The sequence below is a fragment of the Mucilaginibacter sabulilitoris genome (assembly GCF_034262375.1).
Lineage (GTDB): Bacteria > Bacteroidota > Bacteroidia > Sphingobacteriales > Sphingobacteriaceae > Mucilaginibacter > Mucilaginibacter sabulilitoris.
In genome coordinates, this window is record NZ_CP139558.1 from 6,487,441 (window position 1) to 6,502,005 (window position 14,565).

Here is a 14,565-nt window from a genome sequence, read left to right on the forward strand (position 1 = left end):
TATTTTAATAAAATTTTATGGCTTTTAATTGGTTAAAATAAAACACATCAATGGTGTACAATGTACACAATTGTAATTATTATAATTAAAAAATCAAACTATTTTTGTACAATAGCACAAATGTTAACTAAAAAACAACTTATTGAGTTCTGCAGTGATGCCCGTAAAAACTACCTCGATCATGTTTCTATTGATTGTGTGGTATTTGGTTTTCATGAAGGACAGATGAAAGTGCTGCTGCTGCGACCACATGATGAAACCAAGTGGTTACTGCCGGGAGGATTTGTAATGAGACAGGAGCCTATTGAAATGGCGGCCAACCGTATATTGAAAGAACGTACCGGGCTTGATAAGATATTTTTGCAACAGTTTTTTGTTTTTGGAGATCCTGACCGCGCAAAATTTCACCATGACCTATATAAAGAGATGCTGCCCGATGATGAAAACTGGTTTTCAAACCGTTTTTTATCCATAGGCTATTACGCGCTGGTTGATTTTTTTGGGGTTGTTCCGCAACCCGATCAGTTCTCTGCAACCTGCACCTGGCGTGATCTGGATGATATGCCCGAATTTCTGCTTGACCACGAACAGATTTTTAAAGGTGCTTTAGATGCACTGCGGCTGCAACTAAACTACCAGCCTATAGGCTATAACCTGATGCCCAAACAGTTTACAATGCCCGAACTACAAAAACTGTATGAAAGCATACTGGGTAAAAAACTCGACAGGCGTAATTTTCAGCGGCGTATACTGGGGTTTGGCATCCTGAACCGGGCCGAGCAGCCACGCAAAGGTGGGGCACACAAAGCCCCTTACCTGTATTCGTTTGATCTGGAGAAATATCAAAACGCGCTTACCGAGGGCTTTAAAGGCGGGTGGTAGTTGTTTTAAGTATTGAATTAGATGTTGGAGTATCGAATTCTGAGTTTTAAGTTCAGAACTCAATACTCATCACTCAGAACTACTCTACTATGTACTCGAGTTTTACCTGTATATGCAGGTCTTCGTTCATTTTTGCAAACTGCCTTGGGTTGCGGGTAAAATCGGCATCAGTGTCCATGTACATGTTAATTATTTTAACCTCTTCCGGGTGTTTATCGGTTCCTATATTGTAAGTAAGGCCATTACCGCTCTCCAGGCTTTGCTTTAGCTCCAGGTATTGTTTACCTGTTATCATGATCATTTTTTCTGCAGTCATTTGTTTAGTTCTATAATTGGTTGCCGCAAAATATAAAAAACATAAAATAGGTCAAAATCACCTATTTGAAGCATTTGCATTGCTCTTTATTCCGTTTGCTATATTTACTTCAAATATAACTTATAACTGATATAATTTCTCTTAATGCTCAACCTTAAAAAATTACTCGCCATAACATTTTTGTTTGGCGGTGCCGCATATGCGCAAAATACATTACCAATTGCGGTCAATCTGCAAAATACCTATACCAAAGGCACACGAACTACAGACGGAGCACCCGGCAAAAATTACTGGCAAAACACTGCCGACTATAACATCAAAGTAAATTTCAACCCACAAAATCGGACTCTTACCGGCACAGTATCTATTGACTACTTTAATAACAGCCCTGATACACTGAGCAGGGTCGAGTTCAAGTTGTACCCTAATTTATATAAAAAAGGCGTGATACGCGATATGGCTGTATCGGCTTCTGATCTTACCGATGGCGTACATATCCGGTCCCTGAGTATTGATAACCAGCTGCAGGATAGCGCCCGGCGTAAAATTGATGGAACAAATATGATGGTGCACGTGCGGCCGATATTACCAAAACAAAAGGCCCATTTTGATATTGCATACACTTATACCCTCAACAAAACATCGCATATACGCACCGGGCAAATTGATCCGGGTGCGTTTTTTATAGCTTACTTTTTTCCACGGATTGCCGTTTACGATGATATTGACGGGTGGAACGAATATCCTTACCTGGGCTCTCAGGAATTTTATAATGATTTTTGCCACTTTAATGCGGAGATCACGGTACCCGGCAACTACCAGGTTTGGGCTACCGGTAACCTGAAAAACACCGACGAAGTGTATCAGCCTAAATATACCCGACTGATCAACCAGGCCGGAGCCAGCGATAAAGTAACAGACATTATTACCGAGGCCGATATAAAAGCCGGCAACATTACCAAAAACAGCACCTCCAACACATGGAAATTTGAAGCCGACAGCGTTACCGACTTGGTTTTTGCTTTAAGCGATCATTACATCTGGAAAGCGTCAAGTTTGGTGGTAGATCCAAAAACCAAACGCCGTACCCGTGTCGATGCGGTTTTTAACCCCGTTCACAAAGATTATTTTGAGGTGGTGAACTATGCCCGCAAAACAGTAGAAACCATGAGTTACAGGTTTCCGAAATGGCCTTACCCTTACCCGCATGAAACCGTGTTTGACGGCCTCGACCAGATGGAATACCCAATGATGGTGAACGATAACCCACTTGAAAACTCGGTCGATGCTATTGAACTTACCGATCATGAGATTTTCCACACCATGTTCCCCTTTTACATGGGCACCAACGAAACTAAATACGGCTGGATGGATGAAGGCTGGGCCACCATTGCCGAATGGCTCATCAGCCCAGTTATTGATTCAAAAATTGTAGATACTTATGGTGTTGGCCCTACAGAAAACAGCGCGGGCAACGAGCAGGACGCCCCCATCATGACCCTTACCCCGCAGCTTACCGGTATGGCCAAATTTACCGACAGCTACCCCAAACCGGCCATGGCCTACCTCTATGTAAAAGATATGCTTGGCGATGAATTGTTTACCAAAGCGCTGCATTATTATATTAACCAGTGGCATGGCAAACACCCTATGCCTTATGACTTTTTTAATTGCATGAACACAGGTTCGGGCACCAACCTTAACTGGTTCTGGAAAAACTGGTTCTTTGATGGCGGTATACCAAATCTGGCAATCAGTAAAGTCAGCAATCAGCAGCAAAAATATACAGTAACCATTAACAGTATCGGTACTAAACCGGTACCTGTAAATTTAACCGTTTATTATACCGATGGCAGTAAACAGCTTGTTCATCAAAGTATAGCCTGCTGGGCAAAAGGCGAGAAAACTACCACCGTGCAATTCACCGCGGCAAAACCGATTAAACAGCTGGTATTAGGCACAACTTATGATCCTGATACAGATAAAAGCGACAATGTTTGGAAGCCCTTATAATGAACTAAATGTTCCCGAAAACGCCGGATATAAAAATCTCTTATTGTCATTTTTATATCCGGCTTCTTGTAATACTCTCCTCTAAAACACAAATTTTACATCAGGCTAAATCAATTTAACTTGCGTGATAAATTTCTTTTTCCGACCTTTATAATAAATCTCTATGTATATACATAAATACATATTAATTACGTTATAAATTTAGTCACCAATTATAAAATTTTATCGGAATGGATTTTTTAGATGCCGTATTTAAACAGTTTGTAGGATTTTTTGGCTTCCACAATTTAATTGAGATCATCAAATCTGGCGATTACGACAAGTTGCTCACCTATGAGGGTTTCCAATCCCTTATATTTCCAATAATGCCATTTCTATTGGTGCTTGAAATTATACGCGCAGCCTTTTTCAGGCGATTTAAGGTTATTAGCTATAAGCTGCCTTTCTTCTCCTATGTTTTAAACGCCTTTATAGGCCGGGTAATTGCCATTGCAATGGTTGGCATTTGTATTGGGCTGTTTGAAAAATATGCCATTTTTAAAATTTCGTTCACCTGGTACTGGTTTATTTATGGCTATATAGTTTGGGAGTTCGGTCATTTCCTGTACCATTACTGGGGGCATAAGGTTAGGTTGTTCTGGTGCCTGCACTCTACTCATCACGCGCCCGAGAGCATGAACCTTTCTATTAGCTATGCACATTTCTTCTTAGAAGGGCCATATGCCGATTTTATCCGTACCACAGTTTGTATCTTATTAGGCGTACCACCGGCTATGCTGTTTGTGATCATGTTTATTGATGGTTTCTGGGGTGGTTTAATCCATATCGGCGAAAATCTGGTAGAAGACGGCCGTCTTGGCTTTTTGAATAACATCATCCTTACCCCATCGCACCACCGGGTTCACCATGCCAAAAATCCGCTTTACATGGATACCAATTTTTGTAACCTGCTCAATATCTGGGATAAAGTATTTAAAACCTATCAGCCCGAAGACCGCAGCATACCTATTGAGTATGGCATCAGCCGGCCGATGATAAAAAACAGTTTCCTGGATGCTTATTTTGGAGAGATAGTAGCGCTTGCTAAAGACGTTTACAGGGCACCTGGTATCAAAAATAAATTCCTTTACATGTTTATGCCTCCGGGATGGAGCCATACCGGCGATCATAAAATGACAACCGTAGTAAAAAAGAAATATTTTGAAGAGCTCCAGCAAAACGGAGCGACACCAGCGAAAGAGAAAGCCGATTTGGCCGAACCGAAAAGCGGCGAGCCCGTGTTATCATAAATCAAATGGCACCTTATATAGGGTGCCATTTTGCTTTTAATTAAAATAGCTTTACTTTCATTACCAGTAATGAGCAATCCTATATTTAAATTAAACGGCAGGGTTTGGATAGAAACCGGTGATGAAAAAATACTTGGTCATGGGCGCGTTGAACTGCTGGAGCGCATACAGGCATCAGGCTCAATAAGGCAGGCTGCCCTGCAAATGAAAATGTCATACAAACAAGCGTGGGACCTGGTAAATCACATGAACGATAAATTCGGGCAGCCTTTGGTTACCTCTCAGCGAGGTGGTAAAGGCGGAGGTAAAGCGGTTGTTACCGACCATGGCTTAAAAATAATTAGCCAGTTTCATTCCCTGCATCAAAAACTAAGCGATTTTCTGAAGGAAAACACAGAAAATTTAAGTTTCTAAGTGCGCCAGCATCTAAATCGAGGTTTTTTTTATGAAAAGCAATAAAATGTCAGTCAAAATTGCAATTTTGCGTTATATAAAATAAAATATAACGCAAAGCCGCATGAAAAAACCCTTACCCTCACTACTTACACTTTTAATTCCGCTTTTGGGATTGCATTTTAACCTTAAGGCACAGCAAACTGACACCGCTAAGCATGTTTTCCAGCTTGGGCAGGTTAATATTATCGGCACCAGGGACAGCCTGCGGTCAGACAAGTTAAACTCGGCCACCATAAACCGCTATAACAGACTTACGGTTTCCAACGCATTGAATCTGCTACCCGGCATTACACTTACCGCGGTAGGTCCGCGTAACGAATCCGCAGTAAGCGTTCGCGGTTTCGACGTTCGTTCGGTACCTATTTATCTGGATGGGATTCCCCTGTATGTCCCTTATGACGGTTATGTAGATCTGGCCCGGTTCAACACCTTTAATTTATCAGAGATACAGGTAGCTAAAGGTTATTCATCGGTATTATACGGCCCAAATGCCGAGGGCGGTGCTATCAATCTCATTAGTCGCAAACCAGTAAAACCATTTGAATTTAATGCCGTTGCCGGCTGGCTAAGCGGCGGATATAGGCTAAATACCAATATCGGCTCAAACCTGGGCAAATTTTATTATGAAGTTTCAGCATCGCAGTTAAAACGTAACTGGTACCCGTTATCATCGTCATTCGGTTCAACTAAAAATGAAGATGGCGGTCATCGCGACAATTCATACAATAATGATGTTGCCGTAAGCGGCAAAGTAGGCTTTACTCCAACAGCCAACCAGGAATATGCCATTGGCTACAGCTACCAGCACGGCACCAAAGGCACCCCGGTTTACGCTGGCAATGATGCAGCCAACGCGCTGTTTAAAAGTCCGCGCTTTTGGAAATGGCCAAACTGGGATACCCAAAGCATTTACCTGTTGAGTAATAACCGTATTAACAGTACCAACGTTATTAAAACTCGCTGGTATTATGATCAGTTTAAAAACAACCTGGCCAGTTATGATGACGCCTCATACAGTACCCAAACCAGGCCCTATGCCTTCACCAGTATTTACAACGATTACACTTTGGGCAGCAGCATAGCCTTTGAAAACACGTCGCTCACCAATAACAGTTTCAGCGTAGCCGGCCATTTTAAACAGGATGTACACCGCGAACACAATGTTGGCGAACCCGTTCGTCGCGATGCGGACAACAACTTCACCATTGGTGCCGAAGATACTTATCATATCACACCGGCATTAAAAGCAAACGTTGGTGTTAGCTATATGAACAGGCGCAGCATTGACGCCCAGCAATACACCAACAATGCCATAACCGAACTGCCGGCCAATAACAACAGCGCCTGGAACCTGCAGGGCTTATTGCAATATGATATTGACAGTACCAACAACATTACCCTCTCTGTTGCCCGCAAAACAAGGTTTGCTACTATAAAAGACAGGTATTCATACCGCTTTGGCACCGCCCTACCAAATCCCGACTTGAAAGCAGAGAACGCTTTAAACTATGATCTGAGTTATCAAACCCTACTTGTTGGTAAACTTACCCTGCAGGCATCTGTATTTTACAGCAAGATCACCAACCTCATACAAACAGTAAACAATGTTCAGGTTGATCCTAAAACCGGCACGCAGCAATCGCAGGTGCAAAACGTAGGCAGGGCCGAGTACTATGGCGCCGAACTTGCACTGGGTTTACCTGTTACCAACCAGTTAAGAATAGACGCCAACTACACTTATCTGAAACGTAACAACCTATCAAGCCCGACTATCTTTTTAACAGATGTACCTCAAAATAAAGTATTTGGATCTATCCAGTACACGCCAATAAGCAAGCTGTACATTATGGCAAGTGAAGAATATAACTCAAAAAGGTACAGCACCAGCTATGGCACGGTATCCGGCGAGTTTGCGCTTACCAATGTTAAAGCGCACATTACACTGGTTAAAGGTTTTTCAATTGAAGGTGGTGTGAACAACCTGTTCGATAAAAACTATACCTTGGTTGAAGGCTTCCCTGAAGCAGGCCGCAATTATTTTGCTAACGTTATATTTAGCTATTAATAATTCCTCAATACAGTAACAATAAAGGCGATATGCACTTTGCATATCGCCTTTATTATTTTAAAACGGCTATTTCTCCCTCCCACTTTTCCTTCTGTAGCAGGATTGATACACACCATGCTAACATCGTATAGTACGTGGAGAAAATATTATATGAAACCAATTGCATTAGCATAGATATTTGACTTTATATAAGCCTGACAACTGGAATATTAGATTAAAATGATACGAAAATAGCCCCTGCGCTATTTTTATCAGCATTACTGATGTGTTCAGTGAATTTATGTTGCATATAGTTTTTTGTATTTTTTTATCATTACCATTATAAACTAATGAATAAGTATTTAGCAAGCGCGGCAGTATTAGCCATATCGCTTACCGGGGTTAACGCAGCCAGGGCACAGTACCCGCGCATACCGCCTGCGGTACAGGCCAAATCAGACTCGGCCCTTGACGCAGCCAAAAAGCGCTCGGACGTGGCCTGGCAAAAAGCCCTGCCCATTATTGAGCAGGACGAAAAAAACGGCAAACCTTACGTACCATGGGCAAATAAGCCTTCAGACCTGCCTCAAGCCAAGCTCCCTGCATTTCCAGGCGCGGAGGGCGGCGGCATGTATACCGCCGGCGGTCGCGGAGGTAAAGTATTTGTAGTAACCAGCCTGGCCGATCACGGTCCGGGTACATTGCGTGAGGCTTGTGAACAGGGCGGCGCGCGTATCATTGTGTTCAATGTATCGGGTATCATTAAACTTACTGAACCAATCAGCATCCGTGCCCCTTATATTACCATTGAAGGGCAATCAGCTCCCGGCGATGGCATATGCGTGGCCGGCGAATCTGTTTGGATTGATACCCATGACGTGGTGATCCGCTTTGTCCGTTTCCGCCGCGGCGCTACCGACGTGGCCCGTCGTGACGATGCCCTGGGCGGCAACCCGGTTGGTAATATTATTATTGACCACGTTTCAGCAAGCTGGGGACTGGACGAGAACATGTCTATCTATCGCCACGTATATGACCGCAAAGGCGCAAAGCAAGAAAAAATGGCTACAGTAAATATTACCATTCAGAATTCTATATTCTCCGAAGCGCTTGACACTTATAACCATGCCTTTGGCAGTACTATCGGCGGGCATAACAGCACCTTTATGCGCAACCTTTGGGCCAATAATATTGCCCGTAACCCATCGGTGGGCATGAACGAGGACTTCGGTTTCTTTAACAACGTAGTATTTAACTGGTGGAACCGCAGCGCAGATGGCGGCGATAATACATCGTTCTTTAACTTTATAAATAACTATTACAAACCAGGGCCTATTACCCCGATGGATGAACCCATCAGTCACCGTTTCCTGAAACCTGAGGCTGGTCGTGACCCGGCCCATAAAGGTTATTATGGAAAAGTATATGTGAGCGGTAATATTATGGAGGGCAACGAAAAGGTTACCAAGAATAATTGGGACGGCGGTGTACAAATTGGCGATATGCCCGATGCCGGTCGCTATACTGATAGTATCCGTTCAGACAAACCTTTCCCCATCAAAAACAAGGTAACTATTATACCAACAAAAGAAGCATACAGTTATGTGTTAACCAATGTAGGTTGCTCATTACCAAAACGCGACCCTGTTGATAACCGCATAGTGGAAGATGTACGTACCGGTAAAATTAAATATACCGAAGGCGGTAAACTTCATTTAGGCGCACAATATGTAAAAGAACGCCTTCCTGATTCATACAAGCAGGGCATCATCAGCGATATCAGCCAGGTAGGCGGTTATCCTGAATACAAGGGTACTCCTTATAAAGACAGCGATAACGATGGTATCCCGGATGAGTATGAAACTAAACATGGCCTCAATGCGCATGATGCTGCCGACTCGCCTAAAATTGCAGCCAATAATGGTGGTTACAGCAATATTGAGGTTTACCTGAACAGCCTTGTTTCTTTAAAAACAGTAGTACCAACAGCAAAATAGTGTTACTTGGTTATAATTACAATTGGTTAGGCCTGCTCCGGTTACCGGGCAGGCTTTTTTTATTTCAAAACAATTTGTTTTGTCATAATACAGCTAAACGCAGCTCAATTTTATTCGTTAAATTTGACCATGTTCAGTTCACAATACAACCGGCGGCTATACAGCAGGCTATCCAAAAGCCGGGTTATGTTTTGCTTGTTTGCACTGATCATTATTTTATCGGGTTGGAGCTACTCGTCGCTCACTGTTGAAACCGGCGCTTATAATTTGGTTTATCCGACAAATTTTGGCAACCGAATCCATATCCCCGCAGATAACCCCACCACCAAACAGGGCGTTTACTTGGGGCGGTTGTTGTTTTACGAAACCAAATTATCGGCCAATAACACCCTATCCTGCAGCAGCTGCCACCAGCAGGATAAGGCATTTACCGATGGGCGTCCTTTTAGTCCGGGTGTTGACCATGTTTTAAGCACACGTAATTCCATGTCGCTGGCCAATTTACTTTGGGCGCGTAAGTTTTTCTGGGATGGCCGCGCCGAGGGGCTGGAACAACAGGCCCCCACCCCGCTCACCAATCCGCACGAAATGGGGCAATCGTTAGAGGTATCGGCCCAAAAACTTCGCGAAACTCCTGCCTATTTACCGCTGTTTAAACTGGTATATGGTGATGAAAATATTACCGGCGATCGTATTGTTAAGGCCATTGCCCAGTTTGAACGTACGCTGATATCGGCCAATTCACGTTATGATCAATATTTGAACAAAACCTATCAGCCCACAGCCGATGAACTGAAGGGCATGGAATTATTTAATAACGCGCCGCAACCCGAAAAGGGCATTCGAGGCGCTAATTGCGCGCATTGCCACGGTGGTGTTAAAACCTATATGGAACTATTCCACAACAACGGATTAGATAGCATCCCCCCCGATGCCGGGATGCAAATGCTTACCGGTTTGGCTGCCGACAAGGGTCGGTTTAAGGTACCTACCCTGCGCAATATAACACTGACAGCACCCTACATGCACGATGGTCGCTTTAAAACGCTGGAAGAAGTTGTTGACCATTACAGCGAGCATATTGTGGAATCGGCCTCGTTAAGCTCATTTTTACGCGGCGAATCAAATGTACCGGGAGGCAAAAGCCTGAAACTGTTACCACAGGAAAAAAGGCAGATCGTTGTATTCCTGAATATGCTTACGGATTCGGCATTTATTCATAACCCTGAATTTGCCGATCCGCGTTTACTTACGGCGAAAAATAAAAAACCATAAATTTATACCATGAAGAAACACATCCTGGCAACTTGCATCGCCATATTAAGCTTTACCGCCATCCCTTTTATAACCAATGCGCAAACAACCGAAAAGCAGGCCACCATTAAAGTGAGCGGCGAGGTTTCTGCGCCGCTAACCATAGATGCGGCTTACCTGCAAAAATTCGCCCAAACAACAGTTACACGTAAAGACAGGGATGGTAAAGATCATACCTATTCGGGTGTAATTATATCCGAGATCCTGAAAAATGCAGGAGTCACCCTGGGCCCCGACCTTAAAGGCGAAAACCTGACCAAGTACCTATTGGTTGAAGCCAGCGACGGTTACCAGGTTATTTTTGCTCTGGCCGAACTGGATAAAGGTTATACAGACCGCACCATTATTCTTGCCGACAAGGTAGACGGTCAGCCATTAGCCCCCGCCGACGGCCCTTACCGCATTATCGTACAGGACGAAAAAAAACCTGCCCGTTGCATAAAGCAGGTAACCGGTATGCAGGTGCATTTTGTAAAATAATACATAGCTGTGTATTCGACTCACCCGGTCATCACTCCGTTCGACCACCCTCTCTTAGCCTTCGGTGGAAAGAGGGAATTTAGAAGCTCAATATTAAAAATTAAGAAAATATTTTCGCCCTCTTTCCGCCGAAGGCGAAGAGAGGGCCGACAAGCGTAGCGATGTCGGGGTGAGTCTTCGGCAGGATGATAAAGTCAGCAACTTTTCTTTTCCGGTTGCTCGTATCAACCCAAAATCTCTGCTATTTCTTCAAACCCTTTTTCGCGAGCCAGGTCGGCGGGTAATTTGCCGCCTTCCATACGCACCTTGGTTTCGGCGCCATGCTCCAATAGTAAAATCAACAGGTCAATATTACCATTTTGTGCTGCCGAATGCAGTGGGGTGGCCCCAGCCTGCTGTTTCACGTTTACTTTGGCTCCGTTTTCAATAAGCATACGGGCAATGCTGGTATAATTATCGGCACAGGCTGAGTGTATCGGATAAACATGGAAGCCGTTGTTAGATGGCCTGTTAACCTCCGCACCACGGGCTACCAGGTATCTGGCCACTGCTTCATGACCAAAATAACAGGCCAGTCCTAAAGGGGTAAAACCATCGCCGGCATAATCATCTATGCTATTGGGGCTAACTTCAATAAGATGCGTCACCACCTCCAGCTTTCCGGCTGCTGCGGCTTCAAACAGGCTGATCTCGTTAATATAATTGAGCAGCACCCTGGTAACCTCCGGCTTTTTATAATAACACGACAACATTAAAGGCGAAACCTGGTGACTGGTAAGTGTAGTTGCCAGTGCAGGGGTTTGGTTTAACAATGCGTCAAGCTTACTTAAATCGGCAGTGGTAATGTATTCCTCCAGCTTTTCTATGCTCATTATTTATATTAAAATAACCACATTGATGTTGGTTATACTTTATGTAAAAAACGTTTTACGGTTATATTATCTGATGGTTTCCAATAATACTAAAAAATTAAAATTGCACCTAACTATTTGTTTAATCTGCTAACTTTATAGGAATAAATTTCGGATTTGGGATGTTCGATTTGGGATTTGGTAAATGCAAAAACAAAGTTATTGCATCTTCAAATTAGATAAATCCGAAATCGAATATCCGAAATCCAAATGTTTCAAAAAATTGATATGTTGTTTTAGCAAGGTTTACATAGGTGAAATTTTATGTAAGTTTGCACTTAAAGGATGTTACATCAGCGATGCCGGTAAAAGGAAATCAGTTTAAATCAAATAGTTTTAAGGACGAAAATCAGCCCCGGCAAACCGGTAAGGCCGATAAGGAACGTTATACAAAGCGGAAACTCCCAAAGATGCCTCAGCTGGATATGGAGAATGGCAGGGTGGTGAAAATAGCGGGTCTGCTTTCGCTCTTACTGTCCATCTTTTTTCTCATTGCCTTTACCTCCTACCTGTTTACCTGGCAGGAAGATCAGAGTTATATAGCAACAACCAACGGTGGCTGGCACAACCTGTCAACAGGTAAAACCATCCAGGAAATAGCCGATAATGGCAGCCCGCAAATAGCGCAAAACTGGCTTGGCAAATTTGGCGCCCTGCTCAGTAACCAGTTTATTTATGAATGGTTCGGGGTGGCATCTTTCCTGTTTGTTTTTTTATTTTTTGTGATAGGTTACCGTTTGCTATTTAAAGTACGCTTGTTCTCCATACCCAAAACACTGGGCTACACTATTTTCAGCATCGTATTTATATCTACAACGATAGCCTACTTCCACGCTTTCATCATCGACTATCCGCATTACCTGGAAGGTGGCTTTGGCTTTTGGACAAATCGCTTGCTCGATGCACAAATAGGTCCGGCGGGCACGGGCGGCTTTTTGATATTTGCGGCGTTAACAGTATTGGTAATTGCTTATAATATTGATTTTAAACTTCCGCAGCGCAGAAACAGGGCAGCAGCGCAAATGGCCGTTGATGAAGTAGTGCCCGAGCCCGTGGAGCTTACTGATGAGGAACCATCTATTCCGGTTGAATGGCCGCGCGGAAATAACCGTATCAAAGAAACTCATGTAAATGCCATAAGGCCCGAACCGATGCAGCAACACCCGTTGGTTCAAACCCCGGTTTACCATGAGCCTGTTGTGCTTACCCCAACTTCATCGCACGAGCCCGAGGAAGAAACAGAGATACCGCTTACCATCGACGTAAACCGGCCATTGCCTGAGCTAAGTGTTGAAAAGAGCGACGATGATAAAGCGCAAAGCCTGGTAAACCAGTTTGGTATTTATGATCATAAGCTCGACCTTGCATCATACAAATTGCCGCATCTTGATTTGCTGGAAAACCACGGATCAAACAAAATATCGGTTAATGCCGAAGAGCTGGAAGCCAACAAGAATAAGATTGTTGAAACGCTTAACCATTACAATATCGAGATTGATAAGATCAAAGCTACCATCGGGCCAACAGTAACCTTGTATGAAATTATCCCAGCCCCGGGTGTGCGTATCTCCAAAATCAAGAACCTGGAAGATGATATAGCGCTAAGTCTGGCGGCTTTGGGTATCCGTATTATTGCCCCAATGCCGGGCAAGGGTACTATAGGTATTGAAGTACCTAATCAAAACCCCGAAATGGTTTCCATGCGTTCTATCTTGTCTACGGAAAAGTTCCAGAACACTACGATGGACCTGCCTATTGCGCTGGGTAAAACCATATCAAACGAAGTGTTCATTGCCGATTTGGCCAAGATGCCCCACTTACTGGTTGCCGGTGCTACAGGTCAGGGTAAATCGGTTGGTATTAATGCCATATTAGTTTCTCTGCTGTATAAAAAGCACCCGGCAGAGCTTAAGTTTGTGCTGGTGGATCCAAAGAAAGTGGAGCTTACGCTTTTCCGTAAAATAGAGCGGCACTTTTTGGCAAAACTACCTGATGAGGCCGATGCCATTATTACCGATACCAAAAAGGTGGTAAACACCCTCAATTCGCTTTGTATTGAGATGGATCAGCGGTATGACCTGCTGAAAGACGCACAGGTACGTAACCTGAAAGAGTACAACCACAAGTTTGTAAACCGCAAAATAAGCGATCCCGAAAAACACCGTTACCTGCCATTCATAGTACTGGTAGTCGACGAGTTTGCCGATCTGATGATGACCGCGGGTAAAGAGGTGGAAATGCCTATAGCCCGTATTGCTCAGCTGGCCCGTGCGGTGGGTATCCATTTGGTTATCGCAACACAAAGACCTTCTGTTAACATCATAACAGGCACTATTAAGGCCAACTTCCCGTCAAGGCTTGCTTTCAGGGTACTGTCAAAAATAGATTCCCGTACCATTCTGGATGCGGGAGGTGCCGATCAGCTGATTGGTCGCGGGGATATGCTGTTCAGTACCGGAAGCGATCTGATAAGATTGCAATGTGCCTTTGTGGATACACCGGAAGTTGAAGCCATATCCGACTTTATTGGCAATCAGAAAGGCTATCCTACAGCGTTGCTGCTGCCCGAATACCTCGGTGAGGGTGAAACCAGCAGCGCCAAAGAATATGATCCAGATGACCGCGACCCAATGTTTGAAGAAGCGGCCCGTCTTATCGTGTTACACCAGCAGGGTTCTACCTCGCTTATTCAGCGTAAAATGAAATTGGGTTACAACCGCGCCGGTCGTATTATCGACCAGTTGGAAGCTGCCGGTATTGTGGGCGCGTTTGAAGGCAGCAAGGCCCGCGACGTACTGTACCCGGATGAATACAGCCTGGAAAGGTACCTGGAAACACTTCAAAAACCCAAAGATTAAAC

Annotated in this window: 11 protein-coding genes; 9 read left to right on the forward strand and 2 right to left on the reverse strand. The window is 43.9% G+C overall.

All coding sequences use genetic code 11. The features are described from left to right. Nucleotides 1-120 precede the first annotated feature (120 nt). Entirely contained in the window at nt 121-882 is a 762-nt protein-coding gene (locus SNE25_RS27350) for an NUDIX hydrolase (RefSeq protein WP_321562196.1), read from the forward strand. A gap of 79 nt (nt 883-961) precedes the next feature. Here the strand turns inward: SNE25_RS27350 and SNE25_RS27355 are convergent, their stop codons facing one another. Next, nucleotides 962-1,198, reverse strand: coding sequence for a hypothetical protein (locus SNE25_RS27355; RefSeq protein ID WP_321562197.1), 237 nt, complete (start codon nt 1,196-1,198; stop codon nt 962-964). A 144-nt stretch (nt 1,199-1,342) separates the two neighbouring features. Between SNE25_RS27355 and SNE25_RS27360 the strand changes: the two genes are divergently transcribed. The 7 genes from SNE25_RS27360 (at nt 1,343) to SNE25_RS27390 (ending at nt 10,794) form a co-directional block, all read left to right on the forward strand. After that, nucleotides 1,343-3,211 (forward strand): M1 family metallopeptidase, encoded by a 1,869-nt coding sequence (locus tag SNE25_RS27360; RefSeq protein ID WP_321562198.1) that lies wholly within the window; start codon nt 1,343-1,345, stop codon nt 3,209-3,211. Nucleotides 3,212-3,441: 230 nt separating this feature from the next. After that, nucleotides 3,442-4,500, forward strand: coding sequence for a sterol desaturase family protein (locus SNE25_RS27365; RefSeq protein WP_321562199.1), 1,059 nt, complete (start codon nt 3,442-3,444; stop codon nt 4,498-4,500). 69 nt (nt 4,501-4,569) lie between these two features. After that, on the forward strand, nt 4,570-4,914 hold the full coding sequence (locus SNE25_RS27370) for a winged helix-turn-helix domain-containing protein (protein WP_321562200.1): 345 nt from the start codon (nt 4,570-4,572) through the stop codon (nt 4,912-4,914). 103 nt (nt 4,915-5,017) lie between these two features. After that, nucleotides 5,018-7,021, forward strand: coding sequence for a TonB-dependent receptor plug domain-containing protein (locus SNE25_RS27375; protein WP_321562201.1), 2,004 nt, complete (start codon nt 5,018-5,020; stop codon nt 7,019-7,021). Nucleotides 7,022-7,353: 332 nt separating this feature from the next. Further along, a complete protein-coding gene (locus SNE25_RS27380) occupies nt 7,354-9,000 on the forward strand; it encodes a pectate lyase family protein (RefSeq protein WP_321562202.1) in 1,647 nt (548 codons plus the stop codon). A 129-nt stretch (nt 9,001-9,129) separates the two neighbouring features. Continuing rightward, complete coding sequence (locus SNE25_RS27385; RefSeq protein WP_321562203.1) at nt 9,130-10,275, forward strand: cytochrome-c peroxidase; 1,146 nt, start codon at nt 9,130-9,132, stop codon at nt 10,273-10,275. A gap of 9 nt (nt 10,276-10,284) precedes the next feature. Further along, the gene (locus SNE25_RS27390) at nt 10,285-10,794 is read left to right on the forward strand and encodes a molybdopterin-dependent oxidoreductase (RefSeq protein WP_321562204.1); all 510 of its coding nucleotides are present in this window, start codon (nt 10,285-10,287) and stop codon (nt 10,792-10,794) included. Nucleotides 10,795-11,018: 224 nt separating this feature from the next. Here the strand turns inward: SNE25_RS27390 and SNE25_RS27395 are convergent, their stop codons facing one another. After that, complete coding sequence (locus SNE25_RS27395) at nt 11,019-11,666, reverse strand: ankyrin repeat domain-containing protein (RefSeq protein WP_321562205.1); 648 nt, start codon at nt 11,664-11,666, stop codon at nt 11,019-11,021. A gap of 338 nt (nt 11,667-12,004) precedes the next feature. Between SNE25_RS27395 and SNE25_RS27400 the strand changes: the two genes are divergently transcribed. Continuing rightward, nucleotides 12,005-14,563, forward strand: coding sequence for an FtsK/SpoIIIE family DNA translocase (locus SNE25_RS27400; protein ID WP_321566257.1), 2,559 nt, complete (start codon nt 12,005-12,007; stop codon nt 14,561-14,563). The last annotated feature ends 2 nt before the right edge of the window (nt 14,564-14,565 follow it).

What these genes read in the sequence shown, in the direction of transcription:
- SNE25_RS27350 (WP_321562196.1), top strand. Translation starts at nt 121, where the DNA reads ATGTTAACTAAAAAACAACTTATTGAGTTCTGCAGTGATGCCCGTAAA.
- SNE25_RS27355 (WP_321562197.1), bottom strand. Translation starts at nt 1,198, where the DNA reads ATGACTGCAGAAAAAATGATCATGATAACAGGTAAACAATACCTGGAG.
- SNE25_RS27360 (WP_321562198.1), top strand. Translation starts at nt 1,343, where the DNA reads ATGCTCAACCTTAAAAAATTACTCGCCATAACATTTTTGTTTGGCGGT.
- SNE25_RS27365 (WP_321562199.1), top strand. Translation starts at nt 3,442, where the DNA reads ATGGATTTTTTAGATGCCGTATTTAAACAGTTTGTAGGATTTTTTGGC.
- SNE25_RS27370 (WP_321562200.1), top strand. Translation starts at nt 4,570, where the DNA reads ATGAGCAATCCTATATTTAAATTAAACGGCAGGGTTTGGATAGAAACC.
- SNE25_RS27375 (WP_321562201.1), top strand. Translation starts at nt 5,018, where the DNA reads ATGAAAAAACCCTTACCCTCACTACTTACACTTTTAATTCCGCTTTTG.
- SNE25_RS27380 (WP_321562202.1), top strand. Translation starts at nt 7,354, where the DNA reads ATGAATAAGTATTTAGCAAGCGCGGCAGTATTAGCCATATCGCTTACC.
- SNE25_RS27385 (WP_321562203.1), top strand. Translation starts at nt 9,130, where the DNA reads ATGTTCAGTTCACAATACAACCGGCGGCTATACAGCAGGCTATCCAAA.
- SNE25_RS27390 (WP_321562204.1), top strand. Translation starts at nt 10,285, where the DNA reads ATGAAGAAACACATCCTGGCAACTTGCATCGCCATATTAAGCTTTACC.
- SNE25_RS27395 (WP_321562205.1), bottom strand. Translation starts at nt 11,666, where the DNA reads ATGAGCATAGAAAAGCTGGAGGAATACATTACCACTGCCGATTTAAGT.
- SNE25_RS27400 (WP_321566257.1), top strand. Translation starts at nt 12,005, where the DNA reads ATGCCGGTAAAAGGAAATCAGTTTAAATCAAATAGTTTTAAGGACGAA.